The following is a 24,274-nucleotide window of genomic DNA, read 5'->3' as shown; positions in this document are numbered from 1 at the left end:
GCGCAGTGGGCTGCCTCGGGCCGGCACCAATGAGCACGCGCACAACCACGCCCGACCCTACGCACCACTTGCTGCGCGCCTTCCTCGCCACCCTGGACCGCGCGGAACGCTGGCGCGTGTGTCTCTACGTCGGGCTGTCGCTGATCGCCGCGTTGACCGGCGCCATCGCCACCGTCGCCCTGGTCCCCCTGGTGCAGCCAGGGCACGCACCGCGCCTGGGTGGCTACGCGCTCGCATTGCCCGATGGCGTCGTCGCCCAGACCGCGCTCTTCGTCGTGGCCAGCATCGCCTTCGCCCTGCTGCGCTGGGCAACCGCGCACCTGGCGGCGCGCCTGGTCGCCGAGCGCGCGGTGCGCCTGCGCCGGCAGGTGCATGCCGGCCTGCTCGACGCGCCGCTGCCGGCGCTCGCCGATGCCAGTTCGGCGGAAATCGCCAACGTGCTCACCTACAACATCGAGATCATCGTCCAGGGCTTCAGCGCCTTGCTGCAACTGCTGGTCGCGGCGATCACCGCCGGCGTGAGCCTGGGCATCGCCTTCCTGGTGTCGCCGACGCTGATGCTGGCGTTGCCGCCGCTGCTGGCGCTGGCCGTATTGGCGTTCCGCCTCTCCGGCCACGAGCAGGCCAGGGTGAGCCGCCAGTACGTCGCCGACATGACCCAGCTCTTCTGGCTCAGCGAGGACTTCCCGCGGCGCCTGCGCCACGTTCGTTCGTTCGAACGCGAGGATCTGGAGAAAAACGCCTACGACGCCATCTCCGGCCAACTGGCGCACGGCTACCGGCGGCAGCAGGCGCTGGTCGCCTCGGGCCGGCTGATGCTGGAACTCAGCGCCGTGGCCGCCATCGCCGCGATCATGCTGCTGGCCGGGCTGTGGCACGGCATCGACCGCGGCGCCCTGATCACCGTCGGCCTGCTGCTGGGGCGGCTGCTCCCGTATCTGGTCTCGACCCGGCAGAGCTTTCAGCAACTGCGGTCGGCGGCACCGGCATTGGATCTGTGGCGCCGCCACGTCGAGCTGGGAGTGGCGAGGGCGGGGGCGTCGGCCGCACCCGCGGGCGCTACCGCGTCCGCTCCGTTGCGGATCCGCAAGATTGGCCTGGCACCGCCGCTGGCCGAGGTCGCACTGGACGAACTGCTGCTGGCGCCTGGCAGCATGATCCTGCTGAGCGGGCCGTCCGGCGCCGGCAAGAGCAGCCTGATGGACGCCCTTGCCGGCATGGTCGAACCGCAGGTGTTCGCGGCGCACAGCGGAGAGCGACCGCTGGACTTCGTCGACTACCGCGCCGCGATCCGGCACGGCGCCTATGTCGGCCAGAGCGTGCGCCCGTGGCAGCGTACCGTGCGCGAGTGCCTGGCCTGGGCCGCGCCCGGCGCCAGCGACGCGGCGATGTGGCAGGCGTTGCACGACGTCGGCCTGGCCCTACGCCTGAAAGCGGGCGCGTACGGCCTGGACACCACCGTGAACAGCGCCGCCACCAAATTGTCAGGGGGCGAACTGCAGCGCCTGCTGCTGGCGCAGGTGATCCTCAGGCAACCCCGGATCGCCCTGCTCGACGAAGCCACCAGCGCGCTCGACGCCGCCTCGGAACAGCAGGTGCTGTCGGCGCTGCGCCAGCGGCTGCCGCAGACCGCGCTGATCGTCGTGTCGCACCGGACCGGCTTGTCCAGCGTGGCCGATCGCTGCCTGCACATCGCGCGGGCGCCAGCCGTGCCGCCACGTGCTACGGCGGGCGCCGACTGACACCACGAGAGGGACCACGCGGCAAAAGCAAATGGCGCAGCGCCACGGGCCTCCGGTGTTGCCAGCATTGGGGGAACGGACTAATGTTCGCCGGCTAAGCGCGATACGCGGCGCCCGCCTGCCGAGCCTCCGTCATCGCACCTCACCAGGCACCGGCGCAAGGGCTGGGGCAGGGGACGTACGGCCGGCCCAGGAGCGGCGTTCTGAACTACACCATCACCAGCGGTGCCCGCGAACTGTTGAAATGGATCGCCGTGGTCCTGATGACCGGCGATCACGTGGCGAGGGTCCTGGGGGACGGCTACATCCCGGTCGTGTCCGAACTCGGCCGCATCGCCTTTCCGCTGTTCGCCCTGGTCCTGGCCTACAACCTGGCCCAGCCCGGCGCCGACCTGCTCAAGTCCGTGCGCCGGCTGCTGCTGTGGGGCGTCATCGCGCAACCGGCGTGGGGGCTGGCGTTCGGCCATTGGCTGCCGTTCAACGTCCTGTTTAGCTTCGGTCTCGCCGCCGCCGTGATCTGGAGCATCCAGCGGCGCGAATGGGTGCTGCTCGGCATGTGCGCGGTGATCGCACCGGGGCTGGTGGAATACTACTGGACCGGATTGATCCTGGTCGTGGCGGCATGGTGGCTGTTCAAGTTGCCGGCGGCGCAGGAGCAACCGCTGCCGTCCTCCACACGCCACGCCGTCAGGATCGCGCTTCTCGTCCTGGCGTTCGGGCCATTGTGCTGGTTGAACGACAACGCCTGGGCGTTGTTGGCATTGCCCATCGTGGCGGTGCTGGCGAAGCGGAACGTTCCCGTCCCGCGCACGCGTTGGGCGTTCTACCTGTACTACGTGGGTCACCTGGCGTTGTTGGCGGCGGTGAACGGAGCGATTGCCAGCGGTCACGCATGAGGTGAAGCACGGTCTCGGCCAGCCTCAAGGCGCCGGGGCGAACCCGGCCCGCTGAGCCCTTGCCGCTCGGGATGAACTGCTCATCGCGGCCAGCTTGCTGGCTGGAGGCGCATGCATCGCAAACGAGCATGCGGCCGGATCTGCGCTTCCGCCTGTCATCGCGATCCTGCTCGACGCCCGCCCAAGCTTGAACGCCGGATCGTAGAGGAACCGGTTGGATCGATAGCGGCAGAGCAGGGGACAGCCCGCGCGCCGCCTAGAGATTCGCACCACCAGGGGCGCGCGCGCGCCCTGGCGACGGTATCAGCGTCCTCCGACGCCCATGCCATGCGCAACGGCTTCGGTCGGCGCTCCGGTTGGGACGAGTGGGCGCTCCAACCGCGCGAGACTGGACTCCAACGGCGGTGTCATGTCCGGCGCGATGAGGACCGAGGCGCGTTGGCACGTTGGCGACTGGGGATCTCCCTGTACCGCGATGAGGTTGCCCTTGGTGCCGCGGACCACGCTGTCGATCTGCGTCATCCCGCCTTCGTGGGCAGAGGCGGCCAGGGAACCCGCCGCGCACGCATAGTCGCGGTCGCTCTCCAGCCCCTTGACCGCGCCCAGTGCCCGGATGCCGGTGACCGCCTCGGTGAACAACTTCGGACGCTCCGGAGCAACCAGTTGCGGCGTCGTCGTTGGCTCCAGCCGCTGCCCGGCCTCGGGCAGATACGCCAGACGCAGGCCGATCCGTTCGTTGCCGCGCTCGCTGTAGGTGCCGAGCGGCACCGCGGTGTGTTCCCAGCGCGGGTAGGCGGCCGTGCCGTCGGCATCGCGGCGGACGTGGTCGGATGGAAACAGTTCGCTGCGCGCTCCGGCGTCGTGGAAGCCCATCCGTGCGTACAGGCCGCCGTCGACGCTCGCGTACTTCAGCGTTTCGGGTCCATTTATCGACACAACGCCGCCTCCGCCGTGGCGCAAGGACGTGCCGACGGCCTCCACGAGCAGATGGGTACCCACATGCGCGTCATGCGCCGGCTTGGCGTCCGTACAGATCTTATCGATTCTCGCGCCGGCGCTGGTGTCCACCGTCATCCAACCGACCGGCACGTCGTTCTTGAAGGCCACGTACTGCTCGGTGCCGGGCGCATTGTCTCCCTGATCGAAGTGCTTCTTGCGCGCCATGTTGCCGATTTCGTCGGTCTGGCCCATGCGCAACTCGAACTTCTCGATCTCGGCCAGGAAGGCGTTGCGGTCGTCTATCCTGCGTACGGTGACAGGGGTGTCCGCGGTAATGCCCTGCTCGGGGTTGGAGACCCCGGCCTTCCATTCGTTCCAGGCCTTGGTCTGCTCCGCACGCGTGGTGCGCACCGCTTCCTGCGCGGTCTTCTGCGCATCGAGCACGGGTCCGAGCGCTGACGCGCGATCCGGCTTTGGCGCGGATGCGGCGGCGGATTCGGGCTCGGCGGGCACGTTGCCATCCCGTTTGTACCGGTCCACCAGCGCAGCGATGGCGGGGGACTTGTCCGTCTGCACCGCCAATTTGCCGCTGGTACTGAGCAAGTCCTTAGGGTTGTAGGCGTGGGCGCGGGCACGCTCGTTCGGCGTGTAACCGGTCACCTCGTAAGTGCCGCCGTCCAGGTAGTCGCGGCCCGTCCAGGTGCGCTTGATGGTATAGGCACCGATGACATCCTCCGGCGCGATGCGCGGCGCGGCACGCTCCATGCCGTACAGATTGCCCTCGGCCATCGTCTGCTGCTCGACGCCCTGGTCGCGCACCGCGCGCGCAGCGAAGCGCGCCTGAATGTCGTAGGTGTCGACCAGCAGCTTCGGCGCGACGACATAGACGCGCGTCTCCTCCGGCGCCTCCTTCTGTGAGGGGTCGAAATCGGCACGCTCGCGATCCACCTTGATCGGAAACAGTGCCGCGACCTGCGGCGAGTCCGTCACGCAGACAGCGGTATGGGGGTGGATGTCCTGCTTCATCAGGCGGTAGACGATGCCTTGGCCATCGCGCGGGGCGAAGCCATCGCGAAAGATCTCTTCCGTGGGCCGGTCGTCGGAACGGAAGAAGGTCCTGCCGTTGGCCAGCAGCAGGTCGGATGGCATGGCTGTGAGCGCCTTGGCGCCACTGCCGACCTGATCGTAGAACTGCTTCGCGTTGCCGGGTTTGCTCGCCACTTCCCATGGCGTCTGCCGATTTTCCGGGTTGAGCGGGTTCTCGTAGTCGTTGGGCATATCTCGTGTCCTTGGCGGAGGTGTCGCAGATGGGATGTCGAAAGACGGCGATCCGGGCATTCGCCCAGCCAACGCGCACGCAGTGAGGCGGTGATGGCGCCATGGCGCGCGCCAGGCGGACTTGAACCATTGGCGCAGTGACTATCTTCCGATACCGCGATGTCGCCGAACGGAGTGCCTTGTAGACGTTTTGCGTGGTCAGAAAGGCGCCATGCATGCCGCTGCGGCCAGCGACCGCATCTGGCGATGGTCCCTCGGCGAACTACGACGCATGACGACACGATCCGCGGCATCGCCTCCGAGGGAAACGCCCGGATGTGCTATGGAGTGACCTCTCCGAACGGTTCGCCGCGCGACCGCTACGCGCTTGGCGGGGAACGCATCCAATCGCTGCGCAGAACGTGCCTGTGCGAACCTGGCGGCGCAGGCAGCACAAGCGAGGCGTACTACGGTCTAGTTGTTGCCTTGCCCTCGGTGCCTGCCGATTGGAGATGCATGCGTTCGATTTCACGCGCCTTCGCTGAGAACACGCTGGCGGCGGCCTGGTCCCCGCGGCTGGCATGTGCGGTGGCCAGATCCGACCATGTCGCCGCAGCCTCGGGAAACAGCGCGGTGTTGAGCGCGAAGATCCCGATGGCGGTGTCGATGCCAAGATTCTCTCGGACGCTCTCGGCGGTGCGCTTGACAGTCTTCTGCAGCGCATCATCGCTCAACGTGCTGCGCGCCCGCAGATCGGCTGCCCAGACATCCGGTGCAGGAGGGTGCTCCAACGTCGCTTGGTTGATCAGCGACTCCGAGAGCGCGGCAGTCGGAAAGCGCTCGGGCGCAGCGGCGGCCATGGCGCTATCGACGAGTACACGAGACCATACGTTTCGCACACTGCCGTTCGTCAGGTAGACCACGATCCAGGTGTCCTTCCCTGGCTCGCCACGAAACAGGATGCGTACGCGGTCGCGCGCGCCACCATCGTGTCCGACCATCCGGTAGCCGTCGACATCACCGGTCTCCCATCCGCCGGCGAACCAGCCGGGCGTTCCGTCCGCCTGGCGGACAGGCCGCCACGCGCGTTGCAGGGTGCGCTTGTTCACCAGTTCGCCGGCCGTCACGGCCTGCAGGAAGCGCTTCAGATCATCCAATGTCAGATACAGCGCGGCGTGGCCATAGGCATAGGCCGGCCACGCGACGTCCGGCATTGGCTGCAGACCACCGTCGCGCCCGATGTAGCTGGTGACGACATCGCGCGCGCCGGAACCCGGCGTGCCCAACGTGCTATGGCGCATGCCGAGCTTGCGGAAGATGCGCTGCTCGGCGATGCGTGCATAGGGCATGTGGTAGTGCGCCGACAGCAGCGCCGCCAGCACGACATAGTTGGTCTGTGTGTAAAGCGTGCGGGTACCCGCCGGAAACTGCAGCGGAACATCCGCCAGCGACGCGAAAAGCGCATCGACGTCGGGCGGAAAGCCACCCGGCGGCGTGACCACCTGACCCTGCTCCGTGGTGAAGTACTCGGGCACGCCAGACATATGATCGAGAAACTGGCCAACGGTGATGCCGCGCCAACGTGGAGGTAGCGTGGCGAGGTAGCGACTTGCGGGGGCATCCAGATCCACCTGTCCTTTTTCGACAAGTTGCATGACCAGCGTGCTCACCAGCAACTTGCTGAGCGAATAGGCAGGGAACACATCGCTGGCAGTCACCGCGCGATGGCTGGCGAGGTCCGCTTGGCCATCCGCGCCGCGGTACAGGACGCGGCCGTCGTGCGCGATCAGCAGCGCCTGTCCGGCGATCCCGTAGCGTTCCCGGTTCCTCTGCAGTTGCTGGTCGAGCCTGGATGCCATTCCATCGTCCGCAGCCGCCGTGCAGGACACAAGGATTGCGAGTAACGCCAAAAGTAAACGCGTGATGTTTATCACGATCCATTCCTTGATACGGTAGCCATTGCGTCGCGTATGTGTCCTTTTCCTTACCGATCCGGTACGGACCGGCCGGACATAAGGGATGGTACGACGTGGCCCGCGATACGTCACGCACTGCGGCTAGGGAGCGGCGGCGCCCCTGCGCATGGTGGAAAGCAGCGTTGACTTCCTGCGTAAGGACAAGCATCCCGCGGACCCGCAACGCGAGCGCTTTGCGGCGCGGAAAGCAGCATGCGAGCCAATTCGCACTCCTCGTCCGAATTGGACTTGGCCCGCCCAAGGCGAACAGAGCACACGCGTTCTCGCTGCGAATATGGCGCACCCTAAATCTGCGGCATCGCACCATAATTACTGCGTTCGTCATGATAATGGCGTTGGCGTCGACAGAGAGGGCATCGCGGACGTCAAAATCCGCCTACCCACTGACGCACAGCCATACGGAATCCAACGCAATCGACGTGTGCACGCATCAAGTTGCCATCAGGCGATGCGTCCAACGCAGGCGCTTCCGTAAATGAATATTTATTCAATACACAGTGCAATCGAAGACGGAGAAGCTCGGCTCCGACACGATAAGAACATCGGCACTTGCACGTCGGTGCGGCACGCATGGTACAGGCTGAAATGCTGTTTTTTCGGTCGTTTTGGTAGACAAAATTATCCGCCTCGCGACTGGGATGAACACCACGAACACTGTTGCCGACGCCACGCGCCATTCATAAACAATGTGAAGAAAAATTGCGCAGTGAATTCACTTGCGCCTGTCATTGCGGTGTGTTTTATTTCCCCGCGCCGACGTGATCACCCACGTTTTTCGACACCGCATCGCACGGCATCATGGCTCAGCCCCATGTGGGCGCATCGCTACCGTATGAAAATCTGAATGTACCGTTGGCGCTGCTGGATTGGCGCCCTCTTGCCGAGCAGGGAGCTTTCAGTGCACACGTGGTTTCCGCTGTCATCCGCGCAATCCGGAATCTATCTTCATCAGTGCAAGGAACAGGGAAATCCTCTCTACAACATCGGCGGCTACATCCGGCTCCAACACCCCGATGTGGCGCGACTGCAACGGGCGCATGCCCGGTTGGTGCGGACCCACGAAGCGTTCCGGATCAGGGTCCATGTCGCGGACACGCAAGATGGTGCACGACAGTCGTTGATCGATGGCGATGCGGTCGGCGGTGAACTCCCCCTGGTCGATCTCTCCGCGCAGCGGGATCCGCACGCCGCGGCGCAGGCTTGGATCGATGCGCTCTTCGCGCAGTGCATTCCTCTCGAGGACGCCGAGCTGCATCGCGCCGCGCTGCTGAAGTTGTCCGACAGCGTCTACTGGTATGTAGGCATGGCGCACCACATCGCAGTGGATGGCATGGGGTTCGTGAACTGGGCCCACAGGCTTGCCCGCTATCACGATGAAGATGGCGCCGACGCATTCGCGCCCGCGGACGAACCGAGCTACGCGGAACTCGCCGCGCGCGATGCCGACTACCTTGGAAGCGCGCAGTACGAGCGCGATCGGCGCTACTGGTCGGACCAGGCCGCCCGCTTTCCCGACAGCCTGTTCGCCAGCGACATGATGTCCGTCGCCGATGATGCGCGGCGCAGCGTGCGACAGCGGATGCCGGTGACGCCGCAGCTGTATCGGAAGCTGGGAGAGTTGGCGACGCGGCTAGGGGTGGAAGCGCACGCCGTGCTGCTCGGCGTGTTGTCGGTCTATTTCAGCCAGTGCTACAGCGCGGACGCGCTGGTGATCGGCATTCCGCAACACGGGCGGCAGGGTGCGCGCGAGCGCGCGAAGATCGGCCTGTTCACCCAGATGTTGCCCCTGGTGGTGGAGCTGGACGTACATGCCGGCATGGCCTCGCTGCTCGAACGCATCGGGCGTGGTCAGCGGGAACTGCTCCGCCATCGCCGCTATCCGTTGGCCGGGATCCTCCATCAGCCAGGCAATCGACGCCCGCAGGGGCAGCCGTTCGACTTCGCTTACAGCTATGTGCCCGCCGGGGCCGGGCTGGCGTTCGCCACCGTTCCAGCGCAGCTCGTCTACTGTTCGCACGACCATGAGCCGCATCCGTTGCTGGCCACTTTCTGGGATGGCGGATCGGCGGACAGCAGCATTCTCCTCGACTTCAATCTCGGGCGCTTCTCCGCCGCGCACATCGAGGCGTTCCAGGCGCGCCTGACCTACCTCATCGACCAACTGCACGAGGCGCCGGACCAACCCCTGCTCGATCTGGACTGCGTCACCCGGCAGGAGCGCGCCGCGCTTGTCCGCCAAGCGCAGCACGGCGCGATGGAGGCGACGGTGGGATTCGACCTAGAGGGGCGGATCGCCGAGGTTGTTCGCCGATACCCCCAACGCACCGCGCTGGAGTGCGGATCCGCGCGGATGACCTACGCCAAGCTGGACGAAAGGATCGATGCCATCGCTGCCGCACTGTGGCAAGACCACGGCGTCCGTGCCGGCGACCGCGTTGCCGTGTTGCTGGAGCACTCGGCGGAACTGGTGATCGTGCTGATGGCGCTGATCCGGCTAGGCGCCGTGTATGTGCCCATCGACACACAGAGTCCGGCGGCGCGAACGCGTCACATCCTGGAGGACTGCGCTGCGACGCTACTGGTCAGCGACATGGCGCCTCCGCTGTCGCCCGCCGCGGGCCTGCGCCTGGTCACGCTGGTCGAATTGTGGAACCGCGACGGGCATGCGGCGCGCCCCGTCAGCGAGGCCGTCGATGCGGACGCTGCGCTTTATGTTCTCTATACGTCCGGTTCCACCGGCCTTCCGAAGGGTGTGCTCATTCATCGGCGGTCGGCGCGGAACCTGCTGGCCGGCCTCCTGACCAGGCTCGGCGCGGTCGAGGGAGGGCGGTGGCTGTTCATGTCGAGCGTCGGCTTCGATATCTCGATCGTCGAATGGCTCGGCTGCCTGGGCTCGGCCGGGACCTGCGTGATTCCCTCGGCGTCGCAGCTGGCCGATCCGTTCGCGCTCGCCGACTTGGCCAACATGGCGGAGTTGTCGTTGTTGCAGAGCACGCCCTCGCGCCTGAAGCAGCTACGCAGCGCTGGCTGGCGTCCTCGCCCAGGACAACGCGTCATCAGCGCGGGCGAGCCCCTGTCGCAGGAACTCGCGCAGGATCTGCTGGCTTGCGGTGTCGTTCTGTGGAACGGCTACGGTCCGACCGAGGCGACGGTGTACTCGCTGGTCAAACGCGTGGATGACGCCGAACCGGCCGACCTTCGCGTCGCCATCGGCGATCAGCTGCCGGGCTACCGGCACTACGTCCTCAATCGTTGGCAACGCCTGATTCCGGCCGGATTGACCGGGGAACTGGTGATCGCCGGCGCCGGGCTCGCCGCCGGCTACCTCAATCGCGATGAACTCACCGCACGCCAGTTCGTCGTGCCGCAAGGCGTGCCCGAGACGCGCCTGTACCGCACCGGCGATCTGGTGAGGCAGATGGGGGAGGGATGCTTCCGTTACCTGGGGCGCAACGACGACCAGATCAAGTTGCGCGGCTACCGCATCGAACTGGGCGAGATCCGCTCCGTCCTGCTTACCTGCCCCGGGGTGCGCGATGCCGCCGTGGTACACCGCGCGGCCGCGGCGGACCGCCCCGCGCACCTGTCGGCGTATCTCTGTGCGGAGGCGGGCGAGGATCCGTCGACCATGCTCGAGGCGGCGCGTGCCCATGCCAAGCTGCAACTGCCGGCCTACATGGTGCCGGCGGCCTTGACGGCGCTGCCGGCGCTGCCGGTCAATACCAACGGCAAACTGGATATCGCACGATTGCCGGCGGCCGAGCCGCAAAACGCGGAGCAACCGCTTGCCCTGGACAGCGTCACCGAGCGCCTGATTGCTTCGCACTGGTCGGAACTTCTCGGTCTGCGCCTCGACGCTCTGGGCGGGCAAAGCGACTTTTTCGCACTGGGCGGCGATTCGGTCCTCGCAGTGCGGATGGTCGCTCGCCTGCGCGCGGCGACCGGCCGCCATATCGAAACGGCGGATCTGTTCAATCACCCACGGTTGTCCGACCTGGCCGCACGCGTGGACAAGCTGGCGGCATGGCAGCCGGGGCTGTCTTCGACAGCCGCCAACGGCCAAGCGCCGGGCCCCGCGAGCCTGGTGCAGCGACAGTTGTGGTTGCTCAGCCAGCAGGATCCTCGGAGCGCCCGCTACAACATGACCGCCGGCTACTGGCTCGACGGCGAGGTGCATGTCGATGTCCTGCAGACAGCGCTGGCGCGTCTGGTCGAGCGACATCACGCGTTGCGGACCGTCTTTCGTGATGGCGACGAAGGCCTGGTGCAGGTCCTCCTTCCCGTACAGGGCTGGTGCCTGGAACAGGTGGATGCGAGCACCGGAGAAGAGGCGCTTCGCGTACAGGCCGCGACGGCCGAGCACGAGGCGTTCGCGCGAAGGCCTTTCGATCTGGGGCGCGACTATCCGTTCCGCGCCCGCTTGATCACCCTGGGCCATCGAGAGGCCGTGCTCCTGCTCGGCGTTCACCACATCGCCGCCGATGGCGCATCGGTGGAGATCGCGCTGCGGGAGTTTCTGGCGGACCATGCCGCCGCAACGCATGGGCGCGACGCGCCGATGCCGGCGCCGGTGCGCCAGTTCGCCGATTTCGCGGCGTGGCAGCACGCGATGCTGGCCGGCAATGCCTGGGCGGCGCAACTGGAGTACTGGCGAGACCGGCTCGCTGGGCTGCCGCCGACGCACGCATTGCCGGCGCCGCGCTCGCGCGAAGCCGGCGGTTCCGCTCCCGAAGCGGTCGATACCGTGCTGGCGCGCCCGTTGGTGGATCGCCTCCAGGCGTATGCCAAGCGTGCAGCGGCGACGGAATTCAGTGTGCTGCAAAGCGCGCTCGCGCTGACGCTATGCAAATGGAGCTACAGCGACGCCATCGTGATCGGAAGCCCGGTAAGCGGCCGCACAGCCGCGGAGTTCGAGGGCAGCGTCGGCATGTTCGTCAACATGCTGGCGTATCCCCATCGCTTCACGCGCGGCGAGAGCTTCGCCGACTACCTGGCGCGATTCCAACGCGACGCGGCGCGGGCGCTCGACCATCAGGACGTTCCGTTCGAGGCCATCGTGGAGGCGCTGCAGCCACCGCGCGAAGCAGGCCGCCATCCGCTGTTCCAGGTGCTCTTCGCTTTCCAGGACGCGTTGCCCGGCGTGATCGATGCCGGCGGGCTACGGCTGCAACGGCTACCGGATCCGACGCCGGTCGCGAAATACGAGTTGGAGTGTCTGGTGACCCGCGCCGTGGACGGGTGGTCGTGCCGATGGCTCGCAGCGCCCGGGGTGATGGAGACGGATGACCTGCATTCGCTCGCCAACGCGTTCGCCTCGGCGCTCGAACAGGTGGTCTGCATGCCCGATCGCGCGATGGCGCAGGTCCGCCTCGCGAGCACGCCGTCGGCGATGGGGCAGCCGGCGCGGCCAGCCACGGTCGCCGGCGTGCATGAACTGATTTCGGCGCAGGCACGATCGCGCCCGACCGCCGTCGCGTTGCGTTGGGGCGAGCAGGCGGTCTCCTATCTCGAGCTGGAACAGCGCAGCAACCGCCTGGCGCGGCTGCTGCTGCAGCGCGGCGTGCGGCCAGGCGAGCGGGTGGCGTTGTGCCTGCCGCGCGGCGCGCTGCAGATCGTCGGCACGCTCGCGGTCCTCAAGGCGGGCGCGGCCTATGTTCCGGTGGATCCCGGCTATCCGCCGGCGCGCATCGCCTACCTGCTGGACGATGCCGCCCCAGCCTGCGTCCTTGCGACGTCCGCGCTGCCCCCCGCGGTGGCAGCGCTGCTGCAGCCGCACGGAGTGCTCATGCTGGACGAGGAAACGTTGGATGCCGCGCTGTCCGTGCTGCCGGCCACCGCGATCGCGGCGACCGAGGTGGGGTTGTCGCCGGACAGCGACGCCTACGTGATCCACACCTCCGGCTCGACCGGGCAGCCCAAGGGCGTGCTCATCGGCCATCGCGGCCTCATCAACCTGGCCCTGGCTCAGGCCGATGCCTTCGGCATCGACGCGCATGCGCGTGTCCTGCAGTTCGCCTCGCCGAGCTTCGACGCCGCGGTTTCCGAGTGGAGTACCACCCTGTCCGCAGGAGCGGAACTGGTGCTCGTGCCCGAGGATGTGGTGCCGGATGCGCAGGCGCTCACCGCCTGGGCGCAACGCTACCGGGTCACCCATGCGACGCTGCCGCCCACGGTGCTGCGGCGCCTGTCGCCGCAGGCATGGCCGACCCTGACCCATGTCATCTCCGCGGGCGAAGCGGTCACCCTAGACGAAGCGCGGCGCTGGGCCACCCACTGCCGCTTCATCAACGCCTACGGTCCCAGCGAGGCCACGGTCTGCGCCACGATCGGCGGCATCAGCGCACGCTCCGGGGAGGTCACCATCGGGCGTGCGATGGAAGGACTGACGTTGTACGTCGTCGACCGCGATCTGCGGCCGCTGCCGGAAGGCGCCGTCGGCGAACTGTGCATCGCCGGCGTCGCGCTGGCCAAGGGCTATCTGAACAAACCCGAGCAGACGCGCGCGGCCTTCGTCGACCTGGAGTGCGACGACGGACGGCACCATCGGGTGTACAGGACCGGCGATCGGGTGCGCCGACTTGCCGACGGCGAACTAGCATTCGAGGGCCGCCTCGACGAGCAAGTGAAGATCCGTGGCCACCGCGTCGAATGCGGGGAAGTCGAGGCGCGTCTTGCCGCGTTCCCGGGCATTCGCGAGGCCGCGGTGGGCACGCGAGACGTGCCGGGCGGCGACCGTGTATTGGTCGCCTATCTGGCGGCGGACGGCGAATTCGCTGGCGATGCGCGCATCGAGGCCCTGCGCCAGCATCTGCTCGGCGCTCTGCCTGGCTTCATGGTGCCGTCCAGCTTCGTGCTGCTCGACGCGCTGCCGCTGAACCAGAGCGGGAAGGTGGATCGCAAGGCACTGGCCGCGCGCGACGACGTGATGGCCGCCGCCACGGCACGGCGGTCGTTGACCGCCACGGAGTCCATCGTCCGCGATCTGTGGGTGGAACTGCTAGGGCCGCAGGCCGACGATCCCGACCGCGGCTTCTTCGAGCTCGGCGGCTACTCGCTGCTGGTGTCCGATGCGCTGGCGGCGCTGCGCAGCCGCTTCGGCATCGCCATGGATTATCGCCAGTTCTTCGAACATCCGACGATCGCCGCGCTCGCGGCATTCATCGACCGCCAGCCGCGCGCCTTGCACCAGGAACCCGAGGTGGCGGTGGCGCCGGTACTTGCGGGCGGGCAAGGCGGCAGCTATCCGCTGTCGTTCGAACAGCAGCGCCTGTGGTTCATCGATCAGCTGGAGCAGGGCAGCCAGCACTACAACATGCCGGTCGTGCTGGAACTGCGGGGGCGTGTCGAGCCACCGCTGATCGAAGCAGCGCTGCAGCGCATCGTGGCGCGTCATGAAAGCCTGCGCACGACGTTCAGGACGGGCGCGGACGGCGCACCGGTGCAGTTGGTCCGTGATGACCTCCAGCTACGGCTGGAGCATCGCCGTGCGCCGCGCGAAACCGGTGCCGAATGGACGCGGCGCTTGCGCCAGCAAGAGCAGGACACGCCGTTCGACCTTGCCGATGCGCTGATGCTGAGGGCGTGCCTGCTCAGCGTCGCCGACGACGAGGCCGTCCTGTTCCTCACCTTGCACCATATCGCCGCCGATGGCTGGTCGGTCGATCGCCTGATCGCGGAATTCGGCGCGCTCTACGGCGCGATGCTCGAGGGGCGCGAGGACCCGCTGCCGACGCTGCCGCTGCAGTATGGCCAGCACGCGGCAATGCAACGGGCGCAGGCGCTGGACGGAGGGCTGGAGGCCGGATTGCAGTTCTGGCGCGCGCGCCTGCAGGGGGTGCCCGCCTGCCACAGCCTGCCGCTGGACGCACCGCGTGGCGCCACGGCATCGCTGCGCGGTCGCGCCTGGACGAGCCGGATCCCGGCTTCGCTGGCGGCACGGCTCGCCGAGTTGGGAAGGGCGCACGACACCACGCTGTTCGTCGTGTTGCAGTCCGCGTTCGCGGTGCTGGTATCGCGCTGGAGCGAGCACCGCGACATCGTGATCGGCACGCCGATCGCCAACCGCCACCGCGCCGAACTCGGGCAGTTGATCGGTTTCTTCGCCAACACGCTGGTGTTGCGAACCGACTGTACCCGCAACATCCCGTTCGGGACGCTGCTGCGGGAAAGCCGGGCCGCCTTCCTGGATGGCTTCGCGTACCAGCACGTGCCTTTCGAGATGGTGGTGGAGGCGACCGGCACCATCCGCACCGCTGCGCACTCGCCGCTCGTGCAACTGCTGTTCTCCTACGACGAGAGCCCCCAGGCCAAACTGGCCTCGCTGCGCGTTCCCGGCCTGGCGGTGAAGGTTCTCGACGAGGACGGGCCGCGTCCGGTCAAGTTCGACCTGGAACTGGCCATCAGCGGTGGCGAGGACGGGCTGGCCTGCCAGTGGCTGTTCGATACCCACCTGTTCCAGCCGCAGACCATCGAGCGGTTCTCGGATACCTTCACCTGCCTGCTCGAATCGTTGCTCGCCCACCCCGCGCTCGGTATCCACGAGCACGCCATCGTGCGCGACGCCGAGCGCGAGGCCCTGCTGGCACCGGCGCGGACTCTGCCGGACGCGCTGATCCCCGGCGGGTCGATCTGCGAACGGTTCGAACGCATGGCGCAGCAGCAGCCCGATGCCGTGGCGGTGATCCACGGCGAGCGGCAGGTGACCTACACCGAACTTGACGCGCGTGCGCGGAGCCTGGCGTCGTGGCTGGTCCGCAACGGTCATGCCGCCGGCGGACCGGTGGCGATCTACATGGCCCGCGGCGTGGAACTGGTGATCGCGCTGCTGGCGGTCATGAAGTCCGGCGCCGCCTACCTGCCGATCGACCTCGGCTACCCGGCGCCGCGCGTGGGCTTCATCCTGGAGGATGCCCAGGTTGCACTGGTCCTGTGCGACGACGCGACCGCGTCGCGCCTGTCCGGCGCGACCGGCGCGGCGTGCGTGTGCAAGATCGACGATGCGCTGAAAGAGGCGTGCGCCGGTGGTCAGGACGCGACCGACGCCACGTTGCAGGCGATGCCCCCGCTGGACGAGAGACGGCACGCCTACGTGGTCTATACCTCCGGCTCGACCGGCCAGCCCAAGGGGGTAAGGGTCCGTCAGGACAGCTTCCTCAACCTCGTGCTGTGGTATCTCTCCGACTACGCGTTCACGCCGGCGGACCGCTGCCTGCTGATCGGGTCGATCGGCTTCGACATGACCCAGAAGAACGTCTTCACGCCGTTGCTGGCGGGCGCGGCGCTGGTCGTGCCCGACGACGTGTTCGACCCCGCCGCGATCGCCGCGCTGATCGACGCGACGGGCGTGAGCGTCATCAATTGCGCGCCGAGCGCGGCGGCGCAGTTGCTGGAGTCGCCGGCGCACTGGCCGCGCCTCACCTCGCTGCGCCTGCTCGCGCTGGGAGGCGAAGCGATCCGGATGAGCGACCTGCGTCCGTGGTTGCGCAGCCCCTTGTGCCGTGCGCAGTTGCTGAACATGTATGGACCCAGCGAATGCACGGACATCGCCATCGCCGGCCTCTACAGCCGCGACGCGGCGGCATCGCACACGGTCACCGTTCCGATCGGGCGCCCGATCCCCAACTGCTTCGCGTTCGTGCTCAATGACCAGCGGCAGTTGCAGCCGCGCGGCGTCGTGGGCGAGCTGTACATCGGCGGCATCGGCGTCAGCGATGGCTACATCGATCGCGATGACCTCAACCTCAGCTGCTTCCCCGACGACGTCCTGCCAGGCGCGGGTCGCACCTATCGCACCGGCGATCTCGTCCGCATCGATGGGCAGGGCGTGTTCCATTACATCGGCCGCGCCGATCACCAGGTCAAGATCCGTGGCTATCGCGTGGAGACGGCCGAAATCGATGCCCTGGTCTGCCGCCATCCGAGGGTGCGGCATGCGCTCACCCTGGCGCACGCGGATGCGGCAGGGGAGATGTCGCTGGCGACCTGTATCGCGTTCGCGGCGCCGGCGCCGGATACGGAGGCGGCCGACGCGCTGTTCCGGCAGATCCGGGCCAGCCTGGTCGAGCAACTGCCGGCCTTCATCGTGCCTGGGCGGCTGATCCGCGTGGAGGCGATGCCGCTGACGCCAAACGGAAAGATCGACCGAGCCACGCTGCTGGCGCACACCCGCTCGAACCCGGGATGGCGGTTCGTGCGCCATACGCGTGAGCCGGAGACCGAAACGGAGGCGGCGCTGCTGGCGATATGGAAGGAACTGCTGGCCACCGATGCGGTCGGCGTGGACGACGACTTCTTCGAGCTGGGAGGCCATTCGCTGCTGGTGACGCGCCTGGCCAGCCGGGTCGCGCGCGATTTCGATCTCGAGGACGCATCGATGAGCGTGAAGGAATTCTTCCAGAACCCGACCGTCGCGGCCGCGGCGCGGGTCATCGATGCCCGGCGCAGCTACGGCAGGCTGCTGGCCAAGGAACGATCACTGCTCGCGATGAGCGCCGACCTGGAAGAGGGAACGTTCTGATGTCACCCAACGCGATCATCGAAAGGGCGCTGGAACTGGATGTCGTGCTGTTCCTGAAGGAAGGCGGTCTGGCGTACCGGGCGGCCGCGGGCAAGGGCGTGCCCACGGCGCTGCGCGACGACATCGTGGCCAACAAGGACGCGATCGTCGCCTATCTCGCCGCGCTGCAGCCCGTCGCGGCCACGCTGCCGCCGATCGCACCACGCGTCGCCGCGGACGACGCGCCGCTGTCGTATGCGCAACAGCAGTTGCTGCTGACCGACCGTCTCGGCGAAGGCAGCAGGCAATACAACATCCAGGGCGTGTTTCGCGCCGAGGGCGCGCTGGACGTGAACGCCTTGCGGCAGGCGGTGAGCCGGATCATCGAGCGCCACCAGGTTCTGCGCACCAACATCGTGGAGCTGGACGGAAACTTCTTCCAGTTCGTCCAGGCTGCGTTCGATGTGCCGCTTCGCAGCGTCGATCTATCGATGCTGGACGCGCAGGCGCGCGAGGAAGCGCTGGCCCGTTTGGTACGCGAGGATGCGCTTGCGCCGTTCGATCTCGAGCGCGATCCGATGCTGCGCATGCAGGTGGTGCGTCTCGCGGAACGGATGCACGTCTTGATCTTTTGCTTCCACCATATCGCCTCGGACGGATGGTCGCTGGGCGTGTTCGTCGAAGAACTCAAGCGCTTCCATGCGCAGGAGGCCGGGGAGGGCGCGCGCGCCGCGCTGCCGCTGCAGTACGTGGACTACGCCGTCTGGCAGCGACAGCTGCTTGAGGGTCCCGCGCGGGCGCTGGCGATCGAGTACTGGACAGCGGCGCTGGCCGGGATCCCCGACGTCCACGCGCTGCCGATGGACCGGGCGCGCTCGGCCACCCAGGACGTTGCCGCCCTGCGCGTGGAGCAGCGGATCGACATGCAGACCCTCGCCAGGGTGCAGGCGTTCTGCAAGGCGCGCGGGATCACGCTATTCATGTTCCTGCAGAGTGTCTTCGCGCTGCTGCTGCACCGCGCCAGCGGCCAGCCGGACATCGTCATGGGCACGCCGATGTCGGGGCGCACCGACGTAGCGCTGGAGCCACTGATCGGGCTATTCATCAATACCGTGGTGCTGCGTAATCCGTTCGCTCCAGGCGAATCCTTCGACGCGCACCTGCAGCGTATGCGCGAGCGCATCCTGTCCGCGCACGAATTCCAGTACCTGCCGTTCGAGCTGGTGGTGGAGGAACTCAATCCGTCGCGCAGCAATGCGTACCACCCCATCTTCCAGGTGTGGTTCGTGCTTCAGAACAATGCCAAGGTCGCCACCGAGTTGCCCGGTTGCATCATCCGCGCGGACCAGACGACCCAGGTCGACGCGGCCAAGCACGAACTGAATCTGTACGTCACCGAAGACGCGGCCGGGCTGGCTGTGGCGTGGGTGGCACGTGCGGCGCTGTTCGATCCATCGACCATCTCCAGCTTCGCCGACGGTTTCGCAAGCCTGATCCAGGACGTGATCGCCGATCCGACGCGGGCAATCGACGCCTATGCGCCGTTCGCCCGCGTCCCGGCGACGGCGGTGGCACTGGACCGCCGCGGCGAGGCCGTCGACGCCACGCCGGTATTGCACAGGTTGCTGCGCCAGGTGGCGGCGCGTCCCGACGCCGTTGCCGTCGCGACCGACGACACGGCCCTGACCTACGCGGAACTGGATCGCCGCAGCGATGCGCTGGCGGGCGCGCTCTCGGCCGCGCCGCAGGGACGCATCGGGCTGTGCCTTGGACACAGCGCCGACATGGTCGTCGCGATCTGGGGCTGCATCAAGGCCGGGCGAACCTATGTCCCGTTGGACGTTGCCTATCCAACCGCACGTCTGTCGTACATCCTTGCCGACGCCGGCATCGGCTGCGTGCTGCACAATCCGCACACCGCCGCGGTCGCGACAGGGCTCGCCCCTCCCGCGCTCATCGACATCGCATCGATCCCGCCAGGGCCCGGCGTCGCGCACGCGACCGGCGCGCAAGAGGCTTACGTGCTGTACACCTCGGGCTCCACCGGCACCCCCAAGGGCGTGGTGCAGTCCCACGCGCACGTCGCGCTGTACGTCTCGTGCTATGTCCAGCGGTTGCGGATCGACGCATCCGACCGGATCCTGCAACTGGCCTCGTTCAGCCACGACGCCGCCGTGCTGGACATGTTCGCCGCGCTCAGCCAGGGCGCCTGCCTGCATCTTGTGGACCTGAAGCTGCACGGCCCCGAGGCGGTGACCACCGCCGTCGAGCAGGGAGCGACGCTCTATCACTCCACGCCGAGCGTCTTCAAGTTCCTGTTCGCGGCGCGAGGCGAGCGACTCCCGGACCGCCTGCGTGCGGTGGTGTTCGGCGGCGAAGCCCCCGATGCGGCCACACTGCAACTCGCCCAGCGCCTGCTGCCGGCCCACTGCACCGTGGCGAACCTGTACGGAAGCAGCGAGGCGACCTTGGTCTCGATGCAGGAAGCGCCGGCGTCGCGCGCCGCTGCGGACTGCCGCGACATCGGCGGGGTCATGCCGGGAATGCGCCTGTATCCGCTTCGGGAGGATGGCCGCCCAGCGGACCTGTTCGAGCCTGGCGAACTTGTCGTGGAGAGCGATGCGCTCGCGCTCGCCTACCTCAATCTGCCCCAGCTGACGGCAGGCTGTTTCACCACCGCCGAGGACGGCCGGCGCGCCTATCGCACCGGGGATCTCGCATTCCTGCGCCCGGATGGAACGCTGCGCTACCTCGGGCGGCGCGACAACCAGTTCAAACTGCACGGGCAGCGCATCGCTCCCGAGGAAATCGAGGCGGCCATCGGCAGCGTCGCAGGGGTACGCGCCGCCGCCGCGGTGCTGGCGCAGGACGGACAGGGCCACGACGTGATCGCCGCATGCGTGGTGCGCGCCAGCGGTGCGCCCGCCTGGGAGACGTTGCAGCACACGATCGGCCGGCAGGTGGCGAACGCGCTGCCCACGTACATGGTGCCGACGGTTCTGCTGGAACTGCCGGACCTGCCGCGCACCGCCGGCGGCAAGATCGATCGCCGCACCCTGGCAGGCATCTCGGTCGCCGCTGCCGCCACAACGGGCGGCGACATCGCGCCGCGCACGGAACTGGAGCGGGAGCTGGCCGCGATATGGAGCGAAGTCCTCGGCGTGGCCGGGATCGGAGTGGACGCCAACTTCTTCGCGCTGGGCGGAAACTCGTTCAAGTCGTTGCAGATCATCTCGGCGGTGACGCGACGCCTTTCGATCCAGCTGAGCCTGCGCGATTTCTTCGATGCGCCGACCATCGCCGGCTGTGCGCGCTGCATCGACGCCAGACGCGCGGCGCCCGCGCCGGCCGTCGCGTCCGCGCCTCTGGTGGCCGACCGCGACGGCCGCCACGATCCGTTTCCTCTCACCCCCATCCAGCAGGCGTATTGGCTCGGACGCAGTGGCGCGTTCGCGCTCGGCAATGTCGCCACGCAGGGCTATGTGGAACACGATATCCCGGCCTACGATCACGAAAGGATGGTCGCCGCCTTGCAGGCGGTGATCGACCGTCACGACATGCTGCGCGCGGTGATCACCGAATCGGGCGAGCAGCGCGTGCTGCCTTCCGTGCCTGTCTACACGATCCCGGTCAGCGACTACAGCGCCCGTCCGCGCAGCGAACTCGATCTGCACCTACAGCGGCTACGCGCGGACATGAGCAGCCAGGTGCGCTCGGTGCACGTCTGGCCGATCTTCGATTTTCGGGTGACGCTGCTGCCCGGCGCCGTGGGCCGGCTGCACGTGTGCACCGACGCGATCATCCTCGATGCGCGCAGTCGCGCGATTCTCGTCGACGAACTCATGCGCCTGTATGCCGATCCGACGCTGGCGCTGCCGCCGTTGGCGATCACCTTCCGCGACTATGTCCTGGCCGAGGCGCAGCAGCGCAAGGACGAGGTGTTCGCGCGCGCGCAGCGATACTGGCTGGACCGGTTGGAAACCTTGCCGCCAGCGCCCGAACTGCCGCTGGCGCTGGACCCGTCCCGGCTTGAGACGCCGGTCTTCGTGCGTCGCAACCACCGGTTCGACCGCCAGGTGTGGGAGCAACTGCGCGACTGCGCCACCAGCCTGCAAGTCACCCCGCTGTGTCTGCTGATGACGGCATTCGCCGACGTCCTGGCCTACTGGGGCGGCCGCAACGACTTCACGGTCAATGTCACGCTGTTCAATCGTTTGCCGCTGCATGAGGACGTCAACCGCCTGATCGGCGACTTCACCTCCTCGAACCTGCTGCAGATGGAGGTGCCGCCGGGATCGACCTTCATCGATCGGGCGCGGGCAGTCCAGACCCGGCTCCTGGACGATCTCGACCATCGCGCCTACAGCGGCGTGGACGTGTTGCGCCAGCTCGTCACGCGCAATGGCGGCGTCGGCGCGGCGTTGATGCCGGTGGTGTTCACCGGCCTGGTCGGGTCGCACGGCGAGACCGGGCGCCAGGACGGCCCCTCCGAGCCGCTCGACAGCGAAGCCTCCACGGTCGGCGCCACCCAGACCTCCCAGGTCTATCTGGACTGCCAGGTCTACGACGCCGCCAACAGCATCGCGGTGACCTGGAACACCGTGGACGCGCTGTTCTTTCCCGGCGTGGTCGATGCGATGTTCACCGCCTACGTCGACCGGGTCGCATCCATCGCGTCGGATGCGCAGGCACGCGGCGCGTCCGTGCTCGCATTGCTGCCGGCAAGCCAGCAGGCCATGATCGATGCGAGCAATGCGACCGATGTGCCCAGGCCACCGCGCCTGTTGCATGACCTGTTTCTCGACAAGGTGCAGGCGTGCGCGGATGCGCCGGCCGTCATCGCCGAGGAGGTCGTGCTCAGCTACGACCGCCTCGACCGCGAGAGCAGCCTGCTCGCCGACACGCTGTCGGCACATGGCGTCGGCGTCGGCGATCATGTCGCCGTGCTGATGCGCAAGGGCTGGGAGCAGGTGGTCGCCGTCATCGCGATCCTCAAGGCCGGCGCAGCCTATCTCCCGATCGACGCGGATCTGCCCGCCGACCGCGTCGCCCACCTCATTGCGCAGACGCGGGCGCGGGCGGTGCTTGTGCAGCACGACCATGCCATGGCGCTGGACCCGGCGCTGCATGTGGAAACGGTCCTGCTGCATCCGCCGGCGGCACTCGCGGCATGCGCCGGATCGTTCCGTCCGGCACTGCAGACGCCGGCCGATCTGGCGTACACCATCTTCACCTCCGGCTCGACCGGCGTGCCGAAGGGCGTGATGATCGATCATGCCGGCGCGGTCAACACGATCCTGGACATCAACGCCCGCTTCGACGTGGGGCCGCAAGACCGCGTTTTCGGCATCTCCGAACTCAACTTCGACCTGTCGGTGTACGACATCTTCGGCACCCTGGCCGCGGGCGCCGCGCTGGTGATCCCGGCGGCGCGCCACACCCGCGATCCGCAGGCATGGACCGCGTTGCTGGCGCGGCATTCGGTCACCATCTGGAACAGCGTGCCGGCGCTGGCGAAGCTGCTCTTCGACGAGGTCGAACGCACAGCTGCCGATCTGTCCTTGCGCGTCGTGATGATGAGTGGCGACTGGATTCCGCTGGATTTGCCGCCGCAGATTCGCGCGGCGTTGCCCGATGCGGTCATCCAGAGCCTGGGAGGCGCCACCGAAGCGTCGATCTGGTCGGTCGGCTACCGCATCGATGCCATCGATCCCGACTGGCGCAGCGTGCCGTACGGGGCCGCGCTGGAGAACCAGAGCATGCACGTGCTCAACCCGGCAGGGCAGCCATGTCCGGCCTGGGTACGCGGGGACCTGTACATCGGCGGCATCGGCGTGGCGATGGGCTACCACGGCAATCCGGAACTCACCGCCGCCAGCTTCACCACCGATGCCGCCGGACGCCGGCTGTACCGGACCGGGGATCTGGCGCGCTGGATGGACGACGGCAACCTGGAGTTTCTGGGGCGCCTGGACAGCCAGGTCAAGATCAATGGCTACCGGATCGAACTGGGCGAGATCGAAAGCCACCTGATCGGGCTCGATGGCATCGCCGAAGCGGTGGCCGTCGCCACCGGCGATCGCGACGCGCGGCGCCTGGTCGCCTACGTCGTGCCGGCCGCGAAGGATGCGCTCGCCACCCCGCAGTGGCAGGCCGATGCGCTAGCCGAGCGGCTCGACGCCGCCTTGCGCCGGGTTCTGCCGGGCTACATGGTGCCCGAGGCCTTCGTCGCATTGCCGGCGATCCCGTTGACCAGCAACGGCAAGGTGGATCGGCGCAGTCTGCCCGACCCGAACATCGCTGCCACGCGGCACGACCCAGTCGCGCCGGCGACACCCATCGAGACCGACATCGCCGCCGTGTGGAGCGGCCTGCTCGGCAAGGAGGGGTTCGGGGTCACCGACAACTTCTTCGCGCTCGGAGGCAATTCGATCGTGGCGGTCCGCGCCATCACCGCCATTCGCGAGAAGTACCATTTGTCCGGCGACGCATTCCAGTTCAACGACTTCTTCGGCGCGGCAACCGTGCGCTCGGTCGCGGCCATCGTCGAGCGCCTGCTGCAGCAGGCCGATGAGGCCGACACGGCCGTGTTGGGCGACGCCGACGCGGTCGAATCGGGGCTGATCTGATGCGGCCGGAACAGATCGTCAGGTCCGCGCGCGACGCCGGCGTCATCCTGTATCTGGATGGCGGGAAGCTGGCCTTCAAGGCGCGGGCGGGGCAGTTCACCGAGCCGCTGCGCGAACTGGTGCGCGCGCATCGGGACGAGTTGGTGACCTGGTTGTCCGCACCGCACGGCCAGGCCGCGCCGATCGCAGCGCTGAACCAGAGGCAGTATCCCTTGTCGCACATGCAGCGCCGCCTGCACTTCCTGAGCCAACTGGAAGGCGGTGGCGCGCAGTACAACCTGCGCGCGGCACTGCGGCTGGAAGGCCAACTGGACCTGGCGGCGCTGGCCGGAGCGCTAGA

General features: G+C 67.7%; 7 protein-coding genes (1 of these 7 only partly in view). 5 read left to right on the top strand and 2 right to left on the bottom strand.

All coding sequences use genetic code 11. From position 1 onward, the window contains the following. The first annotated feature begins 29 nt into the window (after positions 1–29). Both AB3X07_RS11155 and AB3X07_RS11150 read left to right on the top strand, forming a co-directional pair. Positions 30–1,742 (top strand): ATP-binding cassette domain-containing protein, encoded by a 1,713-nt coding sequence (locus AB3X07_RS11155; RefSeq protein WP_369944557.1) that lies wholly within the window; start codon positions 30–32, stop codon positions 1,740–1,742. A gap of 215 nt (positions 1,743–1,957) precedes the next feature. Next, positions 1,958–2,638 carry a TraX family protein gene (locus AB3X07_RS11150; RefSeq protein ID WP_369944727.1) on the top strand — a complete coding sequence of 227 codons (681 nt, stop codon included), beginning with the start codon at positions 1,958–1,960 and terminating at the stop codon, positions 2,636–2,638. 303 nt (positions 2,639–2,941) lie between these two features. Here AB3X07_RS11150 and AB3X07_RS11145 read toward each other — a convergent pair whose 3' ends face one another. Together AB3X07_RS11145 and AB3X07_RS11140 are read right to left on the bottom strand one after the other, a co-directional pair. Beyond that, the gene (locus tag AB3X07_RS11145) at positions 2,942–4,855 is read right to left on the bottom strand and encodes an XVIPCD domain-containing protein (RefSeq protein ID WP_369944556.1); all 1,914 of its coding nucleotides are present in this window, start codon (positions 4,853–4,855) and stop codon (positions 2,942–2,944) included. Between the two features lie 446 nt (positions 4,856–5,301). Further along, complete coding sequence (locus AB3X07_RS11140; protein ID WP_369944555.1) at positions 5,302–6,768, bottom strand: serine hydrolase domain-containing protein; 1,467 nt, start codon at positions 6,766–6,768, stop codon at positions 5,302–5,304. Positions 6,769–7,708: 940 nt separating this feature from the next. Between AB3X07_RS11140 and AB3X07_RS11135 the strand changes: the two genes are divergently transcribed. The 3 genes in view from AB3X07_RS11135 to AB3X07_RS11125 are tightly spaced (each overlapping or abutting the next) and all read left to right on the top strand, a layout consistent with a single transcriptional unit that may run on beyond the window. Next, the gene (locus AB3X07_RS11135; protein ID WP_369944554.1) at positions 7,709–17,326 is read left to right on the top strand and encodes an amino acid adenylation domain-containing protein; all 9,618 of its coding nucleotides are present in this window, start codon (positions 7,709–7,711) and stop codon (positions 17,324–17,326) included. Further along, the gene (locus tag AB3X07_RS11130; RefSeq protein ID WP_369944725.1) at positions 17,326–23,934 is read left to right on the top strand and encodes an amino acid adenylation domain-containing protein; all 6,609 of its coding nucleotides are present in this window, start codon (positions 17,326–17,328) and stop codon (positions 23,932–23,934) included. Before AB3X07_RS11135 ends, AB3X07_RS11130 begins: the two co-directional genes overlap by 1 nt. After that, positions 23,934–24,274, top strand: the 5' portion of a protein-coding gene (locus tag AB3X07_RS11125) for an amino acid adenylation domain-containing protein (RefSeq protein WP_369944553.1). It continues 12,625 nt past the right edge of the window; the window shows 341 of its 12,966 coding nt (coding positions 1–341); it begins with the start codon at positions 23,934–23,936; its stop codon lies beyond the right edge, outside the window. Before AB3X07_RS11130 ends, AB3X07_RS11125 begins: the two co-directional genes overlap by 1 nt.

The sequence above is a fragment of the Xanthomonas sp. DAR 35659 genome, assembly GCF_041242975.1.
In the GTDB taxonomy this organism is placed as follows: Bacteria; Pseudomonadota; Gammaproteobacteria; order Xanthomonadales; family Xanthomonadaceae; genus Xanthomonas_A; species Xanthomonas_A medicagonis.
The sequence above is the reverse complement of the archived record's forward strand: the minus strand, read 5'-3'. Positions and strand labels throughout refer to the sequence as shown.

Coding starts and splice junctions, on each gene's coding strand:
- AB3X07_RS11155 (WP_369944557.1), top strand. CDS start 30: ATGAGCACGCGCACAACCACGCCCGACCCTACGCACCACTTGCTGCGC.
- AB3X07_RS11145 (WP_369944556.1), bottom strand. CDS start 4,855: ATGCCCAACGACTACGAGAACCCGCTCAACCCGGAAAATCGGCAGACG.
- AB3X07_RS11130 (WP_369944725.1), top strand. CDS start 17,326: ATGTCACCCAACGCGATCATCGAAAGGGCGCTGGAACTGGATGTCGTG.